At 39.2% G+C, this 19,938-nt stretch carries 19 protein-coding genes and 1 tRNA gene; 5 read left to right on the top strand and 15 right to left on the bottom strand.

Annotated elements, in window-relative coordinates; genetic code table 11:
• From H6541_10080 to H6541_10020, 13 genes are all read right to left on the bottom strand, one after another.
• On the bottom strand, positions 1 to 307 hold a 307-nt coding region (locus H6541_10080), incomplete at its 3' end, for a SurA N-terminal domain-containing protein (GenBank protein MCB9016131.1).
• A gap of 440 nt (positions 308 to 747) precedes the next feature.
• Positions 748 to 2,061: a hypothetical protein gene (locus tag H6541_10075; GenBank protein MCB9016130.1), complete on the bottom strand. Its 1,314-nt coding sequence runs from the start codon at positions 2,059 to 2,061 to the stop codon at positions 748 to 750.
• Between the two features lie 140 nt (positions 2,062 to 2,201).
• Entirely contained in the window at positions 2,202 to 3,353 is a 1,152-nt protein-coding gene (locus tag H6541_10070; GenBank protein ID MCB9016129.1) for an AAA family ATPase, read from the bottom strand.
• Positions 3,346 to 3,657 carry a hypothetical protein gene (locus H6541_10065; protein ID MCB9016128.1) on the bottom strand — a complete coding sequence of 104 codons (312 nt, stop codon included), beginning with the start codon at positions 3,655 to 3,657 and terminating at the stop codon, positions 3,346 to 3,348. Before H6541_10065 ends, H6541_10070 begins: the two co-directional genes overlap by 8 nt.
• Entirely contained in the window at positions 3,654 to 4,142 is a 489-nt protein-coding gene (locus H6541_10060; GenBank protein ID MCB9016127.1) for a hypothetical protein, read from the bottom strand. Before H6541_10060 ends, H6541_10065 begins: the two co-directional genes overlap by 4 nt.
• Positions 4,143 to 4,145: 3 nt before the next feature.
• A complete protein-coding gene (locus tag H6541_10055; GenBank protein MCB9016126.1) occupies positions 4,146 to 4,454 on the bottom strand; it encodes a helix-turn-helix domain-containing protein in 309 nt (102 codons plus the stop codon).
• Between the two features lie 85 nt (positions 4,455 to 4,539).
• On the bottom strand, positions 4,540 to 5,331 hold the full coding sequence (locus H6541_10050; GenBank protein MCB9016125.1) for a hypothetical protein: 792 nt from the start codon (positions 5,329 to 5,331) through the stop codon (positions 4,540 to 4,542).
• A gap of 4 nt (positions 5,332 to 5,335) precedes the next feature.
• Positions 5,336 to 6,451, bottom strand: coding sequence for a site-specific integrase (locus H6541_10045; protein ID MCB9016124.1), 1,116 nt, complete (start codon positions 6,449 to 6,451; stop codon positions 5,336 to 5,338).
• A 311-nt stretch (positions 6,452 to 6,762) separates the two neighbouring features.
• Positions 6,763 to 8,031, bottom strand: a complete 1,269-nt coding sequence (locus H6541_10040) for an HlyC/CorC family transporter (protein ID MCB9016123.1) — start codon at positions 8,029 to 8,031, stop codon at positions 6,763 to 6,765.
• 58 nt (positions 8,032 to 8,089) lie between these two features.
• A complete protein-coding gene (gene lptC, locus H6541_10035) occupies positions 8,090 to 8,674 on the bottom strand; it encodes an LPS export ABC transporter periplasmic protein LptC (GenBank protein ID MCB9016122.1) in 585 nt (194 codons plus the stop codon).
• Between the two features lie 14 nt (positions 8,675 to 8,688).
• A complete protein-coding gene (locus H6541_10030; GenBank protein ID MCB9016121.1) occupies positions 8,689 to 10,047 on the bottom strand; it encodes a hypothetical protein in 1,359 nt (452 codons plus the stop codon).
• A 25-nt stretch (positions 10,048 to 10,072) separates the two neighbouring features.
• A complete protein-coding gene (locus tag H6541_10025; protein ID MCB9016120.1) occupies positions 10,073 to 11,356 on the bottom strand; it encodes a hypothetical protein in 1,284 nt (427 codons plus the stop codon).
• Positions 11,346 to 12,092 carry a type III pantothenate kinase gene (locus H6541_10020; protein MCB9016119.1) on the bottom strand — a complete coding sequence of 249 codons (747 nt, stop codon included), beginning with the start codon at positions 12,090 to 12,092 and terminating at the stop codon, positions 11,346 to 11,348. Before H6541_10020 ends, H6541_10025 begins: the two co-directional genes overlap by 11 nt.
• A gap of 163 nt (positions 12,093 to 12,255) precedes the next feature.
• Between H6541_10020 and H6541_10015 the strand changes: the two genes are divergently transcribed.
• Positions 12,256 to 12,328: transfer RNA gene (locus tag H6541_10015), tRNA-Phe, on the top strand.
• 54 nt (positions 12,329 to 12,382) lie between these two features.
• Here H6541_10015 and atpC read toward each other — a convergent pair.
• Both atpC and H6541_10005 read right to left on the bottom strand, forming a co-directional pair.
• Positions 12,383 to 12,619, bottom strand: coding sequence for an ATP synthase F1 subunit epsilon (gene atpC / locus H6541_10010; GenBank protein ID MCB9016118.1), 237 nt, complete (start codon positions 12,617 to 12,619; stop codon positions 12,383 to 12,385).
• Positions 12,620 to 12,643: 24 nt separating this feature from the next.
• Positions 12,644 to 14,149 (bottom strand): F0F1 ATP synthase subunit beta, encoded by a 1,506-nt coding sequence (locus H6541_10005; protein MCB9016117.1) that lies wholly within the window; start codon positions 14,147 to 14,149, stop codon positions 12,644 to 12,646.
• Positions 14,150 to 14,422: 273 nt separating this feature from the next.
• Between H6541_10005 and H6541_10000 the strand changes: the two genes are divergently transcribed.
• The 4 genes from H6541_10000 to H6541_09985 all read left to right on the top strand — a co-directional run bounded on the left by H6541_10000 (position 14,423) and on the right by H6541_09985 (position 19,924).
• On the top strand, positions 14,423 to 16,105 hold the full coding sequence (locus tag H6541_10000; GenBank protein ID MCB9016116.1) for a C69 family dipeptidase: 1,683 nt from the start codon (positions 14,423 to 14,425) through the stop codon (positions 16,103 to 16,105).
• A gap of 564 nt (positions 16,106 to 16,669) precedes the next feature.
• Positions 16,670 to 17,596, top strand: a complete 927-nt coding sequence (locus tag H6541_09995; protein ID MCB9016115.1) for a hypothetical protein — start codon at positions 16,670 to 16,672, stop codon at positions 17,594 to 17,596.
• Between the two features lie 308 nt (positions 17,597 to 17,904).
• Positions 17,905 to 18,507 carry a TetR/AcrR family transcriptional regulator gene (locus tag H6541_09990; protein MCB9016114.1) on the top strand — a complete coding sequence of 201 codons (603 nt, stop codon included), beginning with the start codon at positions 17,905 to 17,907 and terminating at the stop codon, positions 18,505 to 18,507.
• Between the two features lie 19 nt (positions 18,508 to 18,526).
• Complete coding sequence (locus H6541_09985) at positions 18,527 to 19,924, top strand: TolC family protein (GenBank protein ID MCB9016113.1); 1,398 nt, start codon at positions 18,527 to 18,529, stop codon at positions 19,922 to 19,924.
• Positions 19,925 to 19,938: the final 14 nt, after the last annotated feature.

Below are 19,938 nucleotides of genomic sequence, written 5' to 3'. Positions count from 1 at the left end.
CTTCTTCCTGAAGCAGGGTTTCGTTCAATACCTGTTCCCAGGTTTGTTGTCTGATCTGAAACTGTTCTTCAGCAGATGGGTTTTCCTTCCCGGTATTCATTTTTTGTGCTTCGAGGTTCTCTTCAACCCTTTGGTTGAAATCGGTTGCAAGTATCTTTTCGCCGTTAATTTCAGCCAGTGTGTTTGCGTTTTTGGCAGGGCCACGGCGGTTTGATAATAAGTCTCCAAGTACAAAGGCTGCTAATGCTACACCAATGATAATGACCAGAAGTCCTGAATGTTTTCGAATATCTCCGATTAAAGCCATTTTATTAAATTTTTATAAGAGGGTGTTAAATTACATACCCTGTAAATCAATTACTTAGACCTAATGAGGTACAGATAAGGTACAAAACCTGTAAATTTGCCCCTTTTAGGTCGCTGGTTTTCAGCGTGCAAATATAGTAAATCGCTTGAATATAAAATTATTTGGCTTAAATCTTATTTATTATAAAAATAATCCCGCTTTTTTATAGTGTCCGATTCGTAAAGTTTTACCCCTTTTTATAGTGTGCAGTTCGTGCTGTTTTTCCTCTTTTTATAGTGTAACTAAATTCCTTTTTATAGTGTAAGAATATTGTTAGTTAGATATGAAGTATTAAGCCTGATAACTCTTTTAGCGTGTAAGATTCGTAAGATTCCTTTAAGTCGTTGGATTCGTTGGATTCTAACTTCAGTATCATTTAAGTTAGTTTTTTTAGATACTTACTAAACTACATTTGATAACTGCGATTCTCGCCATTTTAAAGCCTTGTAATACTCATCCGGTGTTAAGTGTTTGCCATACCTGTTGGCAAGGTCTTGGCTCAATATTTCAAGGTCGTACAATATTTGCGCTTCTGTCTTGCCGGGGTTCATAAATAGGTTTATTTCGTCACCCATTGCCCTGAATTGTTGTTCTATTAACGCCCACGTGTTGGCCTCTGCGGTGGCCTGTGGCGCACTTTCTAACTGTTGCGGGTGTATTTGTTGCGGTTGCTGTTCTTGCGCTGTTATTCGCTTAAAAAAGCCATCAGCGGTTTGCCTGTTACCATATCCGTTCTCCCTTAGTGCTTTGTTTAATTCGGCAGGGTTATCAGGGTCAATATTATTTAATATAGCCCATGTGCTGGCAGGGGTGTATCCGGTATCAGCTTTAAATGGTGTGTCGTGGTCTGTCCATACAAAAAAATAATTTTTTTGCCGGTCATATTCAGAGTTAAACTTATGCTGGCCTGCTGCTGATTTTAGCCTGATTTTATTGCCGTTTTCATTTATAACAATCCATCCAAACCTCTTTAATTCTGCCACAATATCCCCCCGTTTATTATAGTCTGCTATTGGGCTTAGTTCAGTGTTAATAAATTGTGGCTTAATGGTGTTAATCAATTGTTTAGGTTCCTGTTCCTTTGGTAGTGCAATAGGCTGGCAAATATCATTCAGTATTGCCCCCCGATCAGGTGCGTAATATCTAAACTGATTTGGCCGGGTTCCTTTGCTTGCATCCAGCTTAATACCCAAATATTCAAAGTAGTTCAGATATGCTAAAAAGTATGGTTTTAGTTTCCCATCGGGCACCCCTACAAGTAGCCAAACCCCCTTACCTGAGGCCGATAATGCGGCAATTTTAACAAATGGTAGACCGGCCAGTGTGTCCCTTAATATTTCGGCATCTGCTTGGCTGGTTAGCAAGCCGGGATTCCCTTTTGGGTCGATATCCAACTGAGTGAAACCGCTATACTCAACTATACGATCAGGGGTAAATGCCCCTTCGTTGCGGCTAATTACTGCTGAGGCAGTAAAAACAGGTAGCTTTGATTTCTCCGTTTTATCTACCTTGCCGGCTCTGATTTCATCAACAATTGTGGCAGCTTTTAATATTGTTTCGCCACCGGTTTCGGGCTTTGTGATAATGTCAAACAGCTGATTGAGTGTTATTGCTCCAGATGGTGTTTTATCATATTGGGATTTAAACCAGCTAAACCGGTGCTGGTGGGTAGTGGTCTGGTGGTTCGTTTGCCTTGTCTTATTACTTGTGTCCATTTGCTGCCTCAATGTTTTTTTTTTACGTTTAGATAGTTTAATGGTTTAGCGTATAAATACACGCTTAAACTATTAAACTGTTAAACTGTCGGTGATAGTTTAATGGTTTAGAGTGATAGTTTAAACTGTTAAACTGTTGGTTAAAAAGGCTCTGATTCATTTGTAATTTGCTGAATATCATTAAGTACGTGAAAACGGTCTTTTGTCTTTGGTGTTTCGTTAACAGATAACAGCCCTTCGGCCTTGTAATACGTTACAAATTCTATTGCTTTATTGCGTCTGATATCCAAATTAAAGAGCTTTTTAAATTGAACAGTCATATTTGAATATAGGCTGTTCGCCAATGGTTTAGGTTCTGTCTTAAATACCTCTTTCAAAACTTTAACGTGTGTATCAAGTGGTATTTCATCCGGGGTTACTTTCTTTGCGCCCCCGGCTTTATTTGTCTTTACCTCCCAATCAGTAACCAACAAGGGCAGGCCGTTAAATATTTCAAATGCAAACGGTTCCGGTTCTTTGTCCCGGCAATATTCAGCCTCAACAATTGAAATATCTTTATTTTTAATGTCCTTTGTTACTGATAGCGTGGTTTCGGCTTTGTTTTGCAATTCGCTGCCTAAGTGTCCCCTCGCGTTCTGATCGCTTTTATTTTGGTGCAATACAACTATGATATGAATGTTTAACTCAGCTGTCCATTTAAGTAATAGGCTGGTTAACATTGTGGCCTGTTCTTCATCGTTAATTGAGCTTACTAAATCCCTTGCTCCATCAATACAAACAAAGCCTAACCCAGGAGTATTATAAAGGGCTGTTTCAATCATTTTGAGCCTTTCGGCCGGTGGGTATGGCCTCAGTCCGTAGCCTTTAAAGTTTTCAGGCATTTCAATTCCTGACAATGTGCAAACACGCTCCACTGTTTTATAAGCATGGTATTTACCCTGTTCTGTATCAAAATATATTACATTGCTTTGGTTATCGGGGAGGGTACCAATAAAATTTAATACGCTATTATGTTTTGTGGCCGCTGCCAATGCCGCAGTAATCATAAATGTTTTACGGCTCTTTGCCTTACCTATTATCATTGAAAAATTACCCAAACTCCCAATAATGCTATCCCCTTTTTGCCCTTTTATCCAAAGGCATACAGGGGGTTTTGTGATGGGTTCGGCTGGATTAATATAAGCCTGATCTAACAATGATAGCCAGCGGACTGTTTCGGGGGGTATTGTGGCAGCTATATTATTGACCGCCTCAATTTTTGTTTTTACCTGTTCGAGTAACTGATTATCCATTGTTTTGCCCTCCTGTCAATTCTATAAACAAATCGTAATCAGTAGTATAAAATCCGGCAATGTGTTTAGATACTGAACAATAGCCTTTGCCAATAAAATAAATACGCTCTGATTTGCGTAGGGCTGAAACGTACCGGCACACATTTGCACGTTCTATGTTGTTGCGGTGGGCAATTTCTAACATGGTACCCGGCAATTTTGCCCATGATTCAGTAACAGTTTGTATTTGTCTGCTGAATTTCTTATCTTTGTTGATGATTCTGCTGCCCTTACCTTGCCCGGTGGGGCTTTTTTCTTTTATCATAGCTTCCCTCCGTTTTTAAATGTTTTCATGTACCAATCGAAAAAAGTTTGAAAATCCTTTGCTATGTAATAAATACCCCCGGCCTTTTCAATTGCTTTCTGATAGTCTTTCTGAGCTTCGGACTGACGATCTTTGTTTATTTTGATTTCAATTTTTACAGACTTACCCAGAATAGTGCTGCTAATATCTGCGCTTCCTCTGGTGCCTGTTCCGGGTATCCACTCTAAAGAGCCAATCATTCGCTGCTGGCCGATTACATTTGTAATTATTTGCCTGCGGTCAATTGGTCTGCCTGTGGTGTTAATTCGTTCAGCTTGGCAACCAGAAAATTTTAGAAAATCTATTATGCATCTGGTTAGCCCGTTTGCAGTCTTATCGGTATAGGTTTTAATAGGCAGCGTTAATGTTTCGGGATATTTGGCGTGTTTGCGCTTTATTTCATCGGCCGCCAACTGTCGTAGGTGAGCAATTGCTTTATTTGCCATTTTTCACCTCCTTTCAGCCTCTTCTAAAGTGGTTCGCCTTGTCTTACTTATCCAAAGGTTAATCTCTGAACGTTTGAACAATACAGATTTACCCCTTTTATGATAGGGTATCTGCTTAAAGTGCACCCATTGATAAATGGTCTGTTTTGCTGGTTTCTGAGGTAGGTAGTCCCGCAACTGGTCAATAGTCAGGTATTCGGGTTGCTCAGGTGTTACGGCAGCCAGCGTTTTATTGACTGCCTCATCAATAGCTGAATTTAAAAAGTCTTTAAATTCACTTATTGGCATCTGAAATAAAAAAGCCTGTTCCATTTTGCTAAATGTGTTTGTTATTTTTAGCAAAGTTATTTCAGGCCAATGGGTTGCAACCGATTGCAACCGGTTGCGGAGTATTGTTTTAGTTTAGTTTCATTTGCAGTTTTTGAATGTCAATAGCTGCCCTTTCTTGCTGTTCGGGCTTTCTCAGGTAAGGTGTTATCTTTTCAATACGCTTAATCATGTTTTTGATCTTTTGCACCTGAGTTTCATCAAATCCTGTTATTCCGTTTTTTTTACTCAAACTTTGCCATTTCCTGAATAGTACATCCCCTGAGCCTAAGTTATCAAATCCAAATCTTTCAGCCCAAATTTTTGCCTTCTGTTCCGGGTCTGTTCGGGGGTCTTTCAGTGTAACATTCCTATAAATCAAAATTAATGCAGCCTCTGGCATTTTTATTTTCCCTTTGCTTTCTTCATCAATGCCGTTTGGCGGGGTTTTACTGGTCGGGATCAGTAATTCATTGCAGGCCTGTATTAGATTGTATTGATAGTAAACGGGATAAATGGCAGCGTGAATGTGCATTAATGGGTCGGGTTTTATACTTGAAAAACTGCAATCCTTAGGCAATGGTATTTGCCATGTATTTTTTGCAATCATCCAACCCCCTATCAATTGCAGTATTTCGGTTTTATCTGTGGGGATTAAGCGCAAACCTGAATTAATCAATTCGTTGTATTTTAATATTGCTCTATCTCTATGTAAACGGATAATTTTATCAGATTCATCAGGTGCAAGGTTTATTTCTTGCTCTATTTTTGATAACTCATTCGCAGAGTAATCTATTGCCTCACGTTCGCAATACTCTATAATTGCTGGTATTTTATCAAATATTTCCTGAAGTTCAGGGCTAAGTTTTACTTGTTTACTCATTTTTCTATAATTTTATCCTGTTTACTGCCTCAATCTTTTTTTTGTCAATCAATTTAGCATAAATCTGAGTGGTAGCCAGCTCCTTATGTCCTAACATCTTTGAAACTGTATAAATATCAGTTCCTAAAGTTATCTGTAATGTGGCAAAGGTATGCCGGGCTGAATGAAAGGTAATATGTCTGTTTATTCCTGCGGAGGCAGCCCAATACCTAAGGTCGTTATTCATGTGATAACTATATTCAATTCCTTCAAATACATTTGCAGTGTCGCTGCTTCGTTCACCCATGTATTGTAATGCATCATCGGTGAGCGGCAAGCGTTCCATTCCTTTATTCTTAACAATTCGTTTGTAGATGTATGTTTGGCCGTTGTCGGTGCTTATATCCTGCCATTTCAAAGATTGTACATCTGAATATCTTAATCCGGTTAGGGCAGAAAAAATAAACGCCCTCTTTAGAATTTCACTATTGCAGTTGGTTTGTGCAAGTTTGCGGAGTTCGTCCAAAGTTAAAAATTCCCTGCGTGTTTCGGTTTTTTTTATGTTTTCATGTCTTGCCCTAATATCTTCACTCAATAACTTTTCTTTGAATGCTTGGTGTAATACTGCCCGAAAAACAACAAAATAATTTGCTGCTGAATTTTTGCTTAATGGCTTGCCGTTTTTTCTGTTTTTGGCATTGATAAGGTATTCCCTGAAATCTTTTACAAAGCTGTCTGAAATATCGGCAACTTTAATGTTCTGCTTATTGGTAAACTCAAAAAGAAATTGCAGGCAGCCATTGTAAATGCTTGCGCTAATTTTCTTACTGCTTACATAGTTTTCAAAGTATTCAAATAAAAAAATATTGCTTTTTGGCTTTCCATATTCGCCACGCTGAATTGCTGCCTCAATTTTCAGTCTTTCGGCATTGGCCGCTGTCAAACGTTCATCGTTTAATTGCCTTTCTAAATCAGTCTTTGGCCTAACTGTGATATAACTATTCAAATAAATACGCCTTTGTACTTTGCCGGTGTTTGTATCTTCAATTCCGGGGTACAAGTCAAGGTACAAACTGTATTTCTTTTTGTCTGAAAGTAGCCTTTTTCTAAGGGTTACGGAGGTCTGTTGCTTCTTTTTCATGGCCTATTTTTGTTGTATCAAGGTACAAGTAATCGTATCAAGGTACAACAAAGGTACAAATAATGCAATAAAAAAGCAAAAATAAAACAATCTTATTTTTATATTAAAGTTCGGAAATAGCTGTTTAACAGGGCTTTTATTTGGGTGGGTTTATTATTTTGTTTTGCCTGTTATCGCTGTAAAGAAAGAGGGTGCAAATTTACAATAAAACTGATAGGATAAAAATAAAAATGGAATTCCGGTAGGATTTTTGCGGCTTTTTTGCAGATTTTCTGATTTTCGTGCTGCCTTAATTTCAGGTGATTAGCCTTTCACGATGGATTCAGGCGTAAGAGCACTTGCTCAATGCGGGTGTCTGATGCCTGAACAATCGTAAAAAGATGTGGCCCAATCTGGATTTCATCGTTTATTACCGGAATGCTTTCATGGTGATGTATGATAAATCCTGCAAGGGTACTGTAATCATCTGATTCAGGTAATCCGAATTTGTATTTTTGATTGAGATAATCTATTTCAAGCCGGCCCGAAAGCAGAAATTCATCTTCGTCAAGTTGGTTGTCAATCAAATCCTCTACGTCATACTCATCTTCGATTTCGCCAAAAATCTCCTCTATTACATCTTCAATGGTGAGCATTCCGGCTGTTCCGCCAAATTCATCAACTACCAAAGCCACACTTTTACGTTCACTGATAAACATTTCGAGTAGCTTGTTGGCAGCCATTGTTTCCGGAACTATCATAACTGGTTTTATTATCTCATCAATAACCGCCGGTTTTTTGAATAGGTCATAGGAGTGTGTGTAACCAATCACATTGTCGATAGACTGCTGGTAAATCAATATTTTTGAATGGCCTGTTTCAATGAAATAATTTTGCAAAACTTCAATTGATTCATCTGAAGACAGTGCTGCTATTTCATTGCGGGGCACCATACATTCTCTCAGCTTAATGTTACTGAGATCCCTTACATTCTGAAACATCTGGATTTCCTGCCGATCGTCGTGATCATCGGGCTGGTTAACGTTGGATTCTTTCAGATAATGATCCAAATCAATGGCGCTGAAAACGTAATCGGGCTGAGTAATGTTAACCCTGAAAAAATATCTTAAAAAAAGTTCCGAAAAGCCTATAAACAGAATGATTAACGGGTAAAACAATAAGTAAAACGCATAAACGGGTACCGCAAAGAAATTGAGTACTTTATTGGGGTTAATTCTGAACAGGACTTTGGGTAAAAATTCGGCAAACAGCAGGATTACTATTGTTGAAATCAGGGTTTGAATGATGAGCAGCAATGCATCGGCACCGGGGCCCTGTGGCAGGAACATTTGCAATGGAGGTGTGAGTATCCTGGCTGAATATATGCCAAAAATAACCAGTGCAATATTGTTTCCCAGCAAAAGCGCCCCGATTAGCCTTGATTGCTTTTTCAGGAAGCCTGATAAAATTCTGGCCTGAAGTATTTCTTTATTTTTATCAACTTCAATCTTCAGTTTATTGGACGATACAAAGGCAATCTCCATGCCTGAGAAGAAAGCTGAAAGTATAAGGGTTATAATGATAGGTATCAATAATTCCATTTACAGTTCTGCTATTGTATGACAAATGTAAGGAATTATGCCGTAAAAAGCTGAGGGCTTATTTGTCTTCATTGATATACATTTCTCCCCGGGGTTTTTTTATACTCCAGCGTTCAAATTTTTCATCAGATTCCATGCCTTCGCCGTATAGTATTTTATCTGGTGTGGTTATGGTTACAAATTTTTCGGAATAAACTTTTTTAGTGTTCTGATCCCATACCAGATGTTCTGTATTTAGTTTTTCGCCCTTTAAATGGTTGATAACAATCACATTTTTGCTGGCTTCCATGGTTTTTTTGGCTTCATTGTTGACGCCAAATTCAGCCGTAATTTCAGTTCTGATTTTGTCGGGCTGGAGTGAGTCATAGAAAACAACCTTAAATCCTTCCGGAAATTTTATAACAGCGCCCTGGTTTGATTCATACCTTTTGAGTATTGGGGCTGTGAGGTTGTACTTTATTCTGCCAGCTTCACTTTCTGCTATTTTTACTTCACGTGCATACATCGAAGGCAGCGTGTCGGGCTGGTTTACGCGGGCAACTTCACTGATGTCGTTTTTGCAACTGAAAAGCGTTGCCATAGCAACTATAGCAACGCTTTTGGTTATCTGAAGTATGAGTATATTCTTTGTTTGGTTTTTCACCGGTTAAAGGTTACTTATTTACTACCTCTGATGGTGGTTGTTTCATTAATCCAGCATCCAACTGTATATGAATTTCCTTCAATCAAATCGCGGAAAAACAGGTCGCCTGAGGGCGGGAAGTGTTTTGAATACTGGGCGATTTTGGCATTTGCGTCGGCTTCAACTGAAGGATCAACGTTTCTTGCTTTGAGATATTTATCAATAGCTGCCCAGAAAACAGTTTTCCCTCCCAAATCGTCACCTGTACACATGGATGAACTGGCAGCATAAAGGTCGCCAATCAGCATATATGCCTTGCCATAATTAGGATTAATCTGCAGGATTTTCATTGCATTTGAGCGTGCCTGAGAATAATTCCGTTGGTTGAAATTGATGTTGGCAAGAATTTCATAGGCTTTTATCTGATCTGTAGGATCTTCGTATAAATTGGCTGCTTCCTGCATGTATTCAGCAGCTTTTGACAGGTTTTCCTTTTTCAAATTGAGTGTTCCCATCAGGTAAGCCGATTGTGCACTCGGTTCCAGCTTGTGAAGATTCTCGGTTGCTTTGTAGAATAAGTCTGATTTTACACAGTCTTTGCGTTCGAGAATACTTGTAATTTTCTTGAGAAGCTCAACGTCATCGGGAGTATCAGCGAATTTTTTCTCATAAATGGCAATGAGATCAGGGCAGGTGGCAAAAGGTTCGAACGTAGATTCGATGTTGCCTTTTATGTTTTCCCATGAAGCAAGTTTCTTGGCATTAGCGCTATTCTGAGAAATATTGAAATCAATAATTCCACTTATGACATCGTAGCCGTCAACAATTGATGATTTCTCAAGTTTATTCAGGTCAACCATACCGATGATGCTTCTGAAATAGTAAACCAAAGAAGCTCCTTCTGCTTTGTTTCCGGAAAGGTCAACGGATTTTTTCAGGATCTGGTAGATTTGTTCGGTTTTTTCAGGCTGATAGGTGAACAAATCAATGCCTTTGCGTCCAAGCACGTATCCTTCACGACCAAAATACTTGATTCTCTGATCGTAAACCATCATCAGAGTGTCAATGAGTTTATTGCGCATGGTTGCGTCTTTGTTTTCGTCAATTTTTGCAGTAACCAGTTTTGCACCATCAATATAGGTGTTTTGACTTGCTACCGGGCAATTATTGAAAACCCATTTCCAATGGTTGTATGCATCCTTGTAATTTTTTTGTTTGTAAAACTCGCGGTATAGTGAAAGATGCATAACACAAGATACAGAATCAGTACCATATTTCGGACCGGAAACTGTGCTTTGTGAATCTGATTCTTCATCCGCCTGAGCAAATGCAAAACTTAAAGGAAACAGGCTTATGACCAACAGAAGAATTACCGCTTTGACGCCCTTTTTCATAGTAGTTGTTTTTAAAATTAATTTATCAATCGTATTTTCTGATAATGAACCATCTCTCAAAAATTGAAAGACCAAGTGTGAATTTTACATAGTTGTCTTTTATCAGATTATTTGAAGTTGTACCGCGTGTGCCAAACTCTGCTGCCAGATTAATGGTTGACCTTGTACGTGGTAGTGGTAATCCTACACCAAGACTTATGCCAAACTCGTCAATATTCTTTCCGCGCAATTCAAGATAACTTGAAGAATACTTTAATCCTGCGCGGTAGGTGATTCTTTGCCAGTACCCTGAAACTGTTGTTATGGAAGGGGTGTACGAGCCTCCGACCGAAATTCTCAGACTGTTTTTCAGTGAGTCACTAACGCCGAAATATTTAAATTTTTCCCATTGTTGCCATTGAATATCAGCTCCTGCCATCCATTTATCAGTTTTTCCTAACGAAAATCCGAATCCAGCGTTAGCAGGTAATAGTATGTTTCCTTTAACTTCCGGTTCGTTGAGTACGGTGTCGCGAATCAGCTCAACGCCTGTACTTCCGATGAAGTATGTGTATCCCAACCGGTTTTCTGTGGCACTGATGTTTGAATTAGTGCTGAACACAAGCCCGGCATTGTATTGTAAGCCCGATGCCAGTTGTTTATGAAAAAATAACCCATAATCAAGATAAACATCGTGAACCTTTGCAGAGTTCAGAACATTGTAATTTAATTTTAACAATGAGTCAGGAAATTCGCTTCTGCTTGATTTGTTCAAAGTGCCGAACAGATAAGACAGGTTGAATCCAACGCTCAGGTTGCGGGTAAGAGAATAGCTGTTGCCGAAATAAAACTGGCTGATTCCTCCATCTCCTTCATAAAGGAAATTTACATTTCCCTGATTTGCATCCACTTGGCTGTCGAGCATGCTGTAGCCGGTCATGCTGTAAGGCTGTAATCCGAAGCTGCTTTTCCACCATTTGGTAACAGGGAAGCCAAACTTCAGATTTCCCAGAGAGGCAAAGTTGGCTTTTTGACTGATGTTTTGATTGCTTAACGTTGAAAGTTTGGCAAAAGCGCCTACATCAAAAATAAATGAAAGAGAATCAAATGCTACGTAGGAGGCAGGGTTAGAGTTATTGACAAAGTAGGGGGAATAAACGCCGTATGAGATTCCTCCCATGGCCATATTGAAAACCCCGTTGTTGCTCAATAGATCTCCGATGCCAAATCTTGAATAGGGAGAACTTATTCTGTTTTGGGCAGAAATCTGACCGCTTATTGTAACAAAAGCCAGTATTGCCAGCAGTTTTGTAATGTGTTTACTTTTCAAAGTTATAATCGAGTATTAGTTTTAAACCATTCAGAACCAGATTTGGCACTGCAAAGATGTTATTTTTCAGGATTTTTTCAAAATAAATCGTGTCTCCTCCTGTAAGAATTGTTTTCAGATTAGGCCAGGTTTGTTTGTATTCTTCAATTATACCGTCAATTTCAAGACGTATTCCATTGATTACACCTGATAAAATAGATTCTTCGGTATTCCTTCCTGTTAAAAAATCAATTTCTTGTTTTTTTAATAACGGCAAGCGTTGTGTAAAAGTATTCAGCGCTTTAAAACGAATATGCATGCCGGGGGAGATGCTTCCTCCCAGGTATTCGCCTTTACAATTTACGAAATCGTAGGTAATTGCTGTGCCTGCATCAATTACGAGCACATTGGAGTTGTGAAACATTTGATTTGCACCAATTACAGCCGCAATCCGATCTTTGCCCAATGTGTCGGGCGTCAGGTATTTGTTTACTATCGGCAAAGGTGTGTGGTGATCCAACACGATCCATTGAATGTCAGGAAAGAGTTTCAGATAAGGTTGAGGATCTCCAGCAACAGAACTGATAATTGCTGCTTTAAAGGCATGAGTGCTGAAATCAAGTTTGGCCAGTTTTTCAGGTGTGGGATTCTCAATAATGTTAAGCACATCAAGCACTCCATTGGTAAAAGTGGCCACTTTTACCCTGGAATTTCCCAGGTCAATTACCAGTTTGTCAGGTTCCTGAATAAAATTCATGCTTGAACTTGATTTTTTTATCTTTAGATAATTTCTTGATATTCACGCATTGTGCGTGTCAACAGGGCAGCAAAAGTACCTGATTTTAGCCCTTGTTCAAGAAATATTATTAAAATATTTGTTAAAATGAAAATTTCTTACGTAACTTTGCAACCGCTTAACCGGTATCGTAGCTCAGTCGGTAGAGCAATGGACTGAAAATCCATGTGTCGCTGGTTCGATCCCGGCCGATACCACAAAAAAAACCGACAGTAATTTGTCGGTTTTTTTTATTTATAATGATGAATTCTTTAACTGGCAAGTATTAAAACCTTGTTATCCTGCACCTTAATGGTTCCTCCGTTAATTTCTATTTCACGTGTGCTCTTGTCCGGTTCAATAATCCTTATCCTGCCTTTTTTAAGCGAGGCTATCATAGGGGCGTGATTGTCAAGAACTTCAAAAGAACCTGATTTGCCCGGTAATTGAACCAGTTTCACTTCTCCGTTGAACAGGATTTGGTCAGGGGTGATTATTTCCAGCGTCATTTTTAACATTCAGGGTTAATAAAATTACTTACTCTCGAGCATTTTCTTGCCCTTTTCAATGGCTTCTTCAATTGTTCCAACAAGGTTGAAAGCGGCTTCGGGATATTCATCCATTTCACCATCAAGAATCATTTTAAATCCTTTTATAGTGTCTTCAATGGAAACAAATGTTCCGGGTATTCCAGTAAATTGAGTGGCCACATGAAATGGTTGTGATAAAAAGCGCTGAACACGGCGTGCACGGGTAACTACCAGCTTGTCTTCTTCTGAAAGCTCATCCATACCAAGAATTGCAATAATATCCTGAAGCTCTTTGTAGCGCTGTAATATTTCTTTTACCCTGAGGGCTGTATTGTAATGGTCTTCACCAACAACATCAGGTGAAAGGATTCGTGAAGTTGAGTCAAGGGGATCAACAGCCGGATAAATTCCTAATTCTGCAATTTTTCTGCTTAATACGGTAGTAGCATCAAGATGTGCAAAAGTAGTTGCAGGGGCAGGATCTGTTAGGTCGTCGGCAGGTACATACACGGCCTGCACCGATGTAATGGATCCTCTTTTAGTAGAAGTAATGCGCTCCTGCATGATTCCCATTTCAGTAGCCAGGGTGGGTTGGTATCCTACAGCTGATGGCATACGGCCGAGCAATGCTGACACTTCAGAGCCTGCCTGTGTAAAGCGAAAGATATTGTCGACGAAAAATAATATATCACGACCACCGCTTTTATCGTCTCCGTCCCGGAAATATTCAGCCATTGTCAGTCCTGAAAGAGCAACCCTGGCACGAGCTCCGGGAGGTTCATTCATCTGACCGAACACCAAAGTGGCCTGAGATTTCAATAATTCATTCATGTCAACCTTGTCAAGATCCCATTCGCCTTTTTCCATACCTTCGGTAAAGGCATCGCCATAGCGAATAACTCCTGATTCTATCATTTCACGTAACAAATCGTTTCCTTCGCGGGTGCGTTCACCAACACCAGAAAATACGGACATGCCGGAATAACGCTTGGCAATATTGTTAATCAGTTCCATGATGATTACGGTTTTACCAACACCGGCACCACCAAACAAACCAATTTTACCTCCCTTTGAATAGGGTTCAATAAGGTCAATAACTTTTATTCCTGTATACAATACTTCTTTTTGAGTCGTAAGGTTTTCAAATTTCGGGGCTTCTCTGTGAATGGCGTAGCTGTGTTCGCCTGACACTTTCTTTAACCCGTCAATTGGAGTTCCTATTACATTAAATAACCGGCCTTTAACATCTTCGCCCACTGGCATTGAAATAGGCCTGCCGAGTGAAATAACCGGAAGCCCCCTGCGCAACCCGTCGGTTGAGTCCATGGCTATGGTTCGTACTGTGCTTTCGCCTATGTCTTGCTGGCATTCAAGCACAATGGTGTGACCATCATCATTTGTAACTTCAAGCGCATCGTAAATGTTAGGTAATTTTCCGTCCTGTTCAAATGCTACGTCAACAACAGGTCCAATGATTTGGGAAATTTTACCGGTGATAGTTTCGGCCATAATTAATTTGTATGATATGAAAGTGACAAATTTAACAAACAATCCGGATTTGCAAATGTTCAGCGCAAATATAGTATTCATTTGAATAATAGAGCTCAGTTCCAGGCCGAATAAAATGAAGCTTATGATGATTACTTTATCTCTGTCTCCATATTTTTTTTGTATTTTGGCCGCCCGAATGCAATAAAATCAATTGGTTTTCAATTGTATGAAAATGTTGCTTTCAGGAATGTTTTTGAATGGTCAATACTAAAAATTTAATAATTATTCATTATGCGAAAATTGAGCTTTCTTACCCTTGTTTTGCTTGCCTTAACATCGGTTTTCAGTCATGCGGTTGCATGTACTAATTTTTTAATTACCAAAGGCGCTTCTGCCGATGGGTCAACCATGATTACCTATGCTGCTGATTCCCACGTTCTTTATGGCGAGTTGTATTTCAGACCAGCAGCCGATTATCCTGCAGGCGAAATGGTTGATGTTTATGAATGGGATACGGGAAAATATCTGGGAAAAATAAAACAGGTTTCTCATACCTTTTCAGTGGTTGGGAATATGAATGAATTTCAGGTTTCTATTGGCGAAACCACATATGGTGGTAAGGAAGAGCTGGTTGATACAACAGGCATTATTGATTATGGCAGCCTTATGTATCTGACTCTCCAGCGCGCTAAAACAGCCAGAGAAGCTATTCGTATTATGGGCGAACTGGTTGCTGAATATGGTTATTACAGTTCAGGCGAGTCGTTTTCAATTGCTGACCCTAATGAAGTATGGATTCTTGAAATGATTGGCAAAGGCTCACCTTCTTCGGTAAAAGACAAGCGGGGAAGAATCCGTACTGTTTACAACAAAGGAGCTGTATGGGTTGCCAGACGCATACCTGATGGTTATATTTCAGGACATGCCAATCAGGCCAGAATTACTACATTTCCGTTAAATGATCCGGAAAACTGTATTTACGCTCCCGATGTCATTAGTTTCGCCCGCGAAAAAGGGTATTTTAATGGCGAGGATAAAGATTTTAGCTTTTCAGATACCTATGCCCCGGTTGATTTTGGGGGAGCCCGCTTTTGCGAAGCCAGAGTTTGGGCTGGTTTTAATAAGGTTGGAAGCGGAATGGATAAATATCTGGAATATGCCAAAGGCCATGATTTAAAAAACCGCATGCCTCTTTGGATTAAACCAGATAAGAAACTTAGTGTGAGTGATGTAATGGGAATGATGAGAGATTATTATCAGGGCACCGATCTGGATATGACCAAAGACATCGGAGCCGGCCCCTACCAGTCAATTGTCCGCTGGAGGCCAATGACATGGAAGGTTGATGGCGTAGGTTACTTTCACGAAAGAGCTATTTCAACCCAACAAACAGGTTTCTCGTTTGTTGCCCAGTCAAGAGGCTGGTTGCCTAATCCTATCGGAGGAATTCTCTGGTTTGGAGTTGATGATACCTATTCAACAGTTTACGTTCCTATGTATTGTGGAATTACTAAGGTGCCAGAATCTTATGCCGTTGGCAATGGAAGAATGATGGAATTTAGTGATGATGCAGCTTTTTGGGTCTTTAACCAGGTTTCAAATCTGGCCTATACTCGTTACAAAGATATGATTGTAGATATTCAAAAAGTGCAATCTGCGCTTGAGGGAAAGTTTATCGCATATACTCCGGTAGTAGATAAAGCCGCCCTCGAACTATATCAAACTAACCCCGCAAGTGCGCTTGAGTTTTTAACAGATTATTCTGTAAATCAGGGAAACAGTACTGTTGCCAGATGGAAGGAATTATACAGGCATTTGTTTACTAAGTTCCTCGACGGGAATGTGAAGGTGAAGGATGGTGATAATCAAAATCCGATAGTTAAATTTCCTGGTTATGATGAATCATACTATCGCATGATTATTGAAAAAACTGACGATAAATTCAGGCAACCTGAAGGTGCCGGGGGACATTAATCTCTTCCAAAGTCTTAAAAAAAGGCAGTCAGACAAAGATTGCCTTTTTTTTATCTGTAAAAGTAAATATCCGGATGTTGGGAATAATCGTCCGGGAGTATTGTCTGGCAAGGCATCAATCGTAATTATACTTGCAATTTGTATGAGTATTGATGTCATGTGATCTGAAGCCGTTGCTTTGTCAGGCACCTGCTTGCCAATTTACCGTAATTAAATAATTGAGCTGGTAAAATGAAATAAACCGTTTTAAAATGGTATATTTATATTGATTTTCGAAATCTTACAATGCCTTGAGTTTTGTCGGGCATAATTAATCCCTATCGGATATAAAGCCGGTGTTTAAATCTCAAAAACAAGAATTCTGTACCTTTTATAATTGAGTTTTGGGCATTTCGGTGTGAGAGTTGTATTCCGGCAAAGTCTGTCGAGATATTAAAAATCTTGTTCAGGTAAAAGAATAAAAAATAGTTTTATTACTGAAAAATCGAATAATTTTGCAAAATACATGGCGTTATCAATTTAATAATGCTTCTTGAAAATTGAACCCTATAACAATCATCAAAAATGGAGAATATCAGCAGTTATAATGGCAATGGCGAGAGAGAGAATAAAAACAGGACGTGGATAATTATAATAGCTGTGCTTGTAGCTGCATTGGCATTGCTTGCATGGCTTTATTTGTCAACACGTTCCCGGCTCGGCAATATGCTGGAAGAAAAAGAAATGCAACGGGTTGAATTGCAACACGAACTGGATTCTCTTCTTACAGAACACAATTCTATAAAGCTTAATTACGGAGCTCTTTCCGATTCACTTGCGGGCAAGGATAGTTTGATTCAGGCTAATGCCATTGAAATCAGAAAACTACTCGATACTCAGTATGAATTTTATAAGGTAAAGAAAAAACTGGACCGGTTGAGAGTAATATCGCAAGGCTATTTGAAACAAATGGATTCGCTTTATACCGTTAATCGCGAACTGCGTGAAGAAAATGAACAGATAAGATCAAGTTACCAAAAAGAACAGCAAAAAAGCAGCTCACTGTTAAAGGATAAGGAAGCCCTTTCTGAAAAAGTAAGCAGTGCCGCTGTGTTAAAAGCTTATAAAATAACCGGAGCAGGTGTAAGAGGCAATGGCGATAAGGAAAGAGTTACTGATAAAGCCAAACGTGTTGAAAAAATAAAAGTTTGTTTCACCTTAAGCGAAAATCCTCTTTTATCGGCTGGTCGTAAAGACGTTTATGTCCGTATTTCACGACCTGATAAAATGATTCTGGCCAGGGGCAAAGGTGACGAATACGCATTTAATTATAAAGGAGAAATCCTTCAGTACTCAATTAAAGAAACAGTCAATTACCAGAATCAGTCTATTGATTTATGTTTATACTGGATTAACCGGTCAATCAAAGATGATCTTCCGGCAGGCGTTTATGTGGTTTCAGTATATTCAGATGATTTTGAAATCGGACAAAGCAGTTTTGAGCTCAAATAAGCGATCAATATAGATGAAAAGCCCCGTAATTGCTTGTTACGGGGCTTTTTTTTGTGCTTCTCAAGTGTTGCCTGCTTCAGATTTTATTTCTGTTTATCCTTTTAATACACCCTTTCATCCTGCTAAAATGCCGGTCTGCCGATTTATATTTTATATAAGCGTGCTGTCAGGATACTTTTGCACATCGATTAGGCAGAAGAAATGTTTTGTGTAATACAAACAAAATATGTAAACAAAATAAACAAAGAAACGTTTAAAGGGTAAAATGTTTCCATAAATGTGTACTTTTGCCGAAAATTTGAATACCTATGGATGAAAAACTTGGAATGATTCTCAAGACATCGGGCACCTTATTCCGTAAATATGGTATCCGGAGTATATCGATGGATGATATTGCAAAGGAGTTGAGTATGTCGAAAAAGACGCTGTATCAGTATGTTGAGAATAAAACAGATTTGATTGAAAAATTGCTGAAGCATGTTGTTTCGGATAGTACATCCTGTATTACTGAAGGAGATGTTCCAATGAATGCCATTGATATTTTGCTTCAGGTAAGTGTGAGGGTAAGTGACGAAATAAAGGAGTTGAATCCATCAATTGCGTTTGATTTGGAGAAATTTTACCCTGTGCTGTACCGCAATTTTGTAAATGCCAAACGAGAGCATGTTTACAAAAAAATTAAGGAGAATCTGGAACAGGGAGGGAGAGAAGGAATATATCGTACAGATCTTGACGCTGACCTTGTCGCCAAATTATACGTGCAAAAACTGATAGATGTGCACGATCCTGAATTTTTATCATCTGTCGACTTTTCGCAGGAGAAGGTTTTTCAGGTAATGTTTGATAATCATATCAGAGGCATTGCCAATCCTGCCGGACTTGCTTATTACGAAGAACAAATAAAAAAGTAACATACAACAATCCATGAAAATGCCACTGATCAAAAAACTATTGACTTTACTCCCGTTTCTGTTGGTGCAGATATTCGCAAATGCGCAGGAGAAAAGTACTCAGACCACTCCCTTGAGTCTGAAGCAGGCTCAGGAGTATGCCGTTTTGAATAATGCCAATGCAAAAAACGCGTCTATTGACCTTGAGCTCGCCAAAAAGAAGATTTGGGAAACGACAGCTATTGGTTTGCCGCAGGTAAATGCACAGGTAAATTATCAGCATTTATTTAAAGTGCCGGAGCTGAGCCTCGGAGGAACAACTTTTCTCACCACCAATCTGCCTGACGGAACACCCATCACTGCCACAGATATATTGAATGAGAACGTTTATTTGGGGTTTTCTCCTTCAGCACCTATTCAGCTTGGTGTGAAAGACAATACAACGCTTGATATTACCTTGACGCAGCTTGTTTTTAGTGGTGAATACCTGGTTGGTTTGCAGGCGTCAAAAGTGTTTTATTTGATGTCTGATCAAAGCCAGCAAAAAACCATCATCGATCTTAAAGAATCGGTTTCTAACACGTATAGCCTTGTGCTGGTTCTGGAGCAATCACAAAACACCCTGGCTCAATCGTTAGAGAATCTCAACAAAACGCTGGGTGAAATGCGTGAGATGTATAAACAGGGATTTATCGAAAATACAGATGTTGATCAAATTGAGCTCACTACATTGAACATCACCAACAGCCTGAACTCTATTAAACGTCAGGCCGATGCATCGCGTGATTTGTTGAAATTTCAGCTGGGCCTCCCGTTTGATAATCAGATAACATTAACTGATAACCTGGAATCCATTGCAGGAGAAGTTACACTTGAAACCGCTTTGTCATCCAAGTTTATCCTGAATCAAAATATCAATTATCAGATTTTGGAAACACAGGAAAAACTGGGTGTTCTTAGTCTGAAACGCGAAAAGAGCGGTTATTTGCCAAGCTTGGCCGCCGTTTACAGGCATTCAGAGAAAGTTAATCAGCCTGCATTTGACTTTACACCAAAAGATGTTATTCAGCTTTCATTAAGCATTCCCGTTTTTTCAAGCGGACAACGCCTGGTAAAAGTACAACAGCGCAAACTGGAATTGCAAAAAGTGGTGAATACCAAAGAGAATGTGGCAAGTGGTCTTCAGCTTGAATACACCAATGCCAAAAACGAGATGGCAACTGCATTTGAAAGCTATCTGAACAATAAGAAAAACATAGATCTGACCAACAGAATTTATGAAAAAACACTGGTTAAATACAAGGAGGGACTTTCGTCCAGTATGGATTTGACCAATGCTCAAAACCAGTACCTGACTGCTCAGGGTGATTATTACAATGCGGTTTATAAGCTTATAACCGTAAAAAACAAGCTCGACAAATTAACCAACAACCTGTAATTAAAACACAAAAT

It is taken from the genome of Lentimicrobiaceae bacterium, from assembly GCA_020636745.1.
Classification (GTDB): domain Bacteria; phylum Bacteroidota; class Bacteroidia; order Bacteroidales; family Lentimicrobiaceae; genus Lentimicrobium.
Note: the sequence above shows the minus strand (reverse complement) of the source record. Positions and strands in the feature narration are given on the sequence as shown.

What these genes read in the sequence shown, in the direction of transcription:
- H6541_10075 (MCB9016130.1), bottom strand. Translation starts at nt 2,061, where the DNA reads ATGGACACAAGTAATAAGACAAGGCAAACGAACCACCAGACCACTACC.
- H6541_10070 (MCB9016129.1), bottom strand. Translation starts at nt 3,353, where the DNA reads ATGGATAATCAGTTACTCGAACAGGTAAAAACAAAAATTGAGGCGGTC.
- H6541_10065 (MCB9016128.1), bottom strand. Translation starts at nt 3,657, where the DNA reads ATGATAAAAGAAAAAAGCCCCACCGGGCAAGGTAAGGGCAGCAGAATC.
- H6541_10060 (MCB9016127.1), bottom strand. Translation starts at nt 4,142, where the DNA reads ATGGCAAATAAAGCAATTGCTCACCTACGACAGTTGGCGGCCGATGAA.
- H6541_10055 (MCB9016126.1), bottom strand. Translation starts at nt 4,454, where the DNA reads ATGGAACAGGCTTTTTTATTTCAGATGCCAATAAGTGAATTTAAAGAC.
- H6541_10050 (MCB9016125.1), bottom strand. Translation starts at nt 5,331, where the DNA reads ATGAGTAAACAAGTAAAACTTAGCCCTGAACTTCAGGAAATATTTGAT.
- H6541_10045 (MCB9016124.1), bottom strand. Translation starts at nt 6,451, where the DNA reads ATGAAAAAGAAGCAACAGACCTCCGTAACCCTTAGAAAAAGGCTACTT.
- H6541_10040 (MCB9016123.1), bottom strand. Translation starts at nt 8,031, where the DNA reads ATGGAATTATTGATACCTATCATTATAACCCTTATACTTTCAGCTTTC.
- H6541_10030 (MCB9016121.1), bottom strand. Translation starts at nt 10,047, where the DNA reads ATGAAAAAGGGCGTCAAAGCGGTAATTCTTCTGTTGGTCATAAGCCTG.
- H6541_10020 (MCB9016119.1), bottom strand. Translation starts at nt 12,092, where the DNA reads ATGAATTTTATTCAGGAACCTGACAAACTGGTAATTGACCTGGGAAAT.
- atpC (MCB9016118.1), bottom strand. Translation starts at nt 12,619, where the DNA reads ATGACGCTGGAAATAATCACCCCTGACCAAATCCTGTTCAACGGAGAA.
- H6541_10005 (MCB9016117.1), bottom strand. Translation starts at nt 14,149, where the DNA reads ATGGCCGAAACTATCACCGGTAAAATTTCCCAAATCATTGGACCTGTT.
- H6541_10000 (MCB9016116.1), top strand. Translation starts at nt 14,423, where the DNA reads ATGCGAAAATTGAGCTTTCTTACCCTTGTTTTGCTTGCCTTAACATCG.
- H6541_09995 (MCB9016115.1), top strand. Translation starts at nt 16,670, where the DNA reads ATGGAGAATATCAGCAGTTATAATGGCAATGGCGAGAGAGAGAATAAA.
- H6541_09990 (MCB9016114.1), top strand. Translation starts at nt 17,905, where the DNA reads ATGGATGAAAAACTTGGAATGATTCTCAAGACATCGGGCACCTTATTC.
- H6541_09985 (MCB9016113.1), top strand. Translation starts at nt 18,527, where the DNA reads ATGCCACTGATCAAAAAACTATTGACTTTACTCCCGTTTCTGTTGGTG.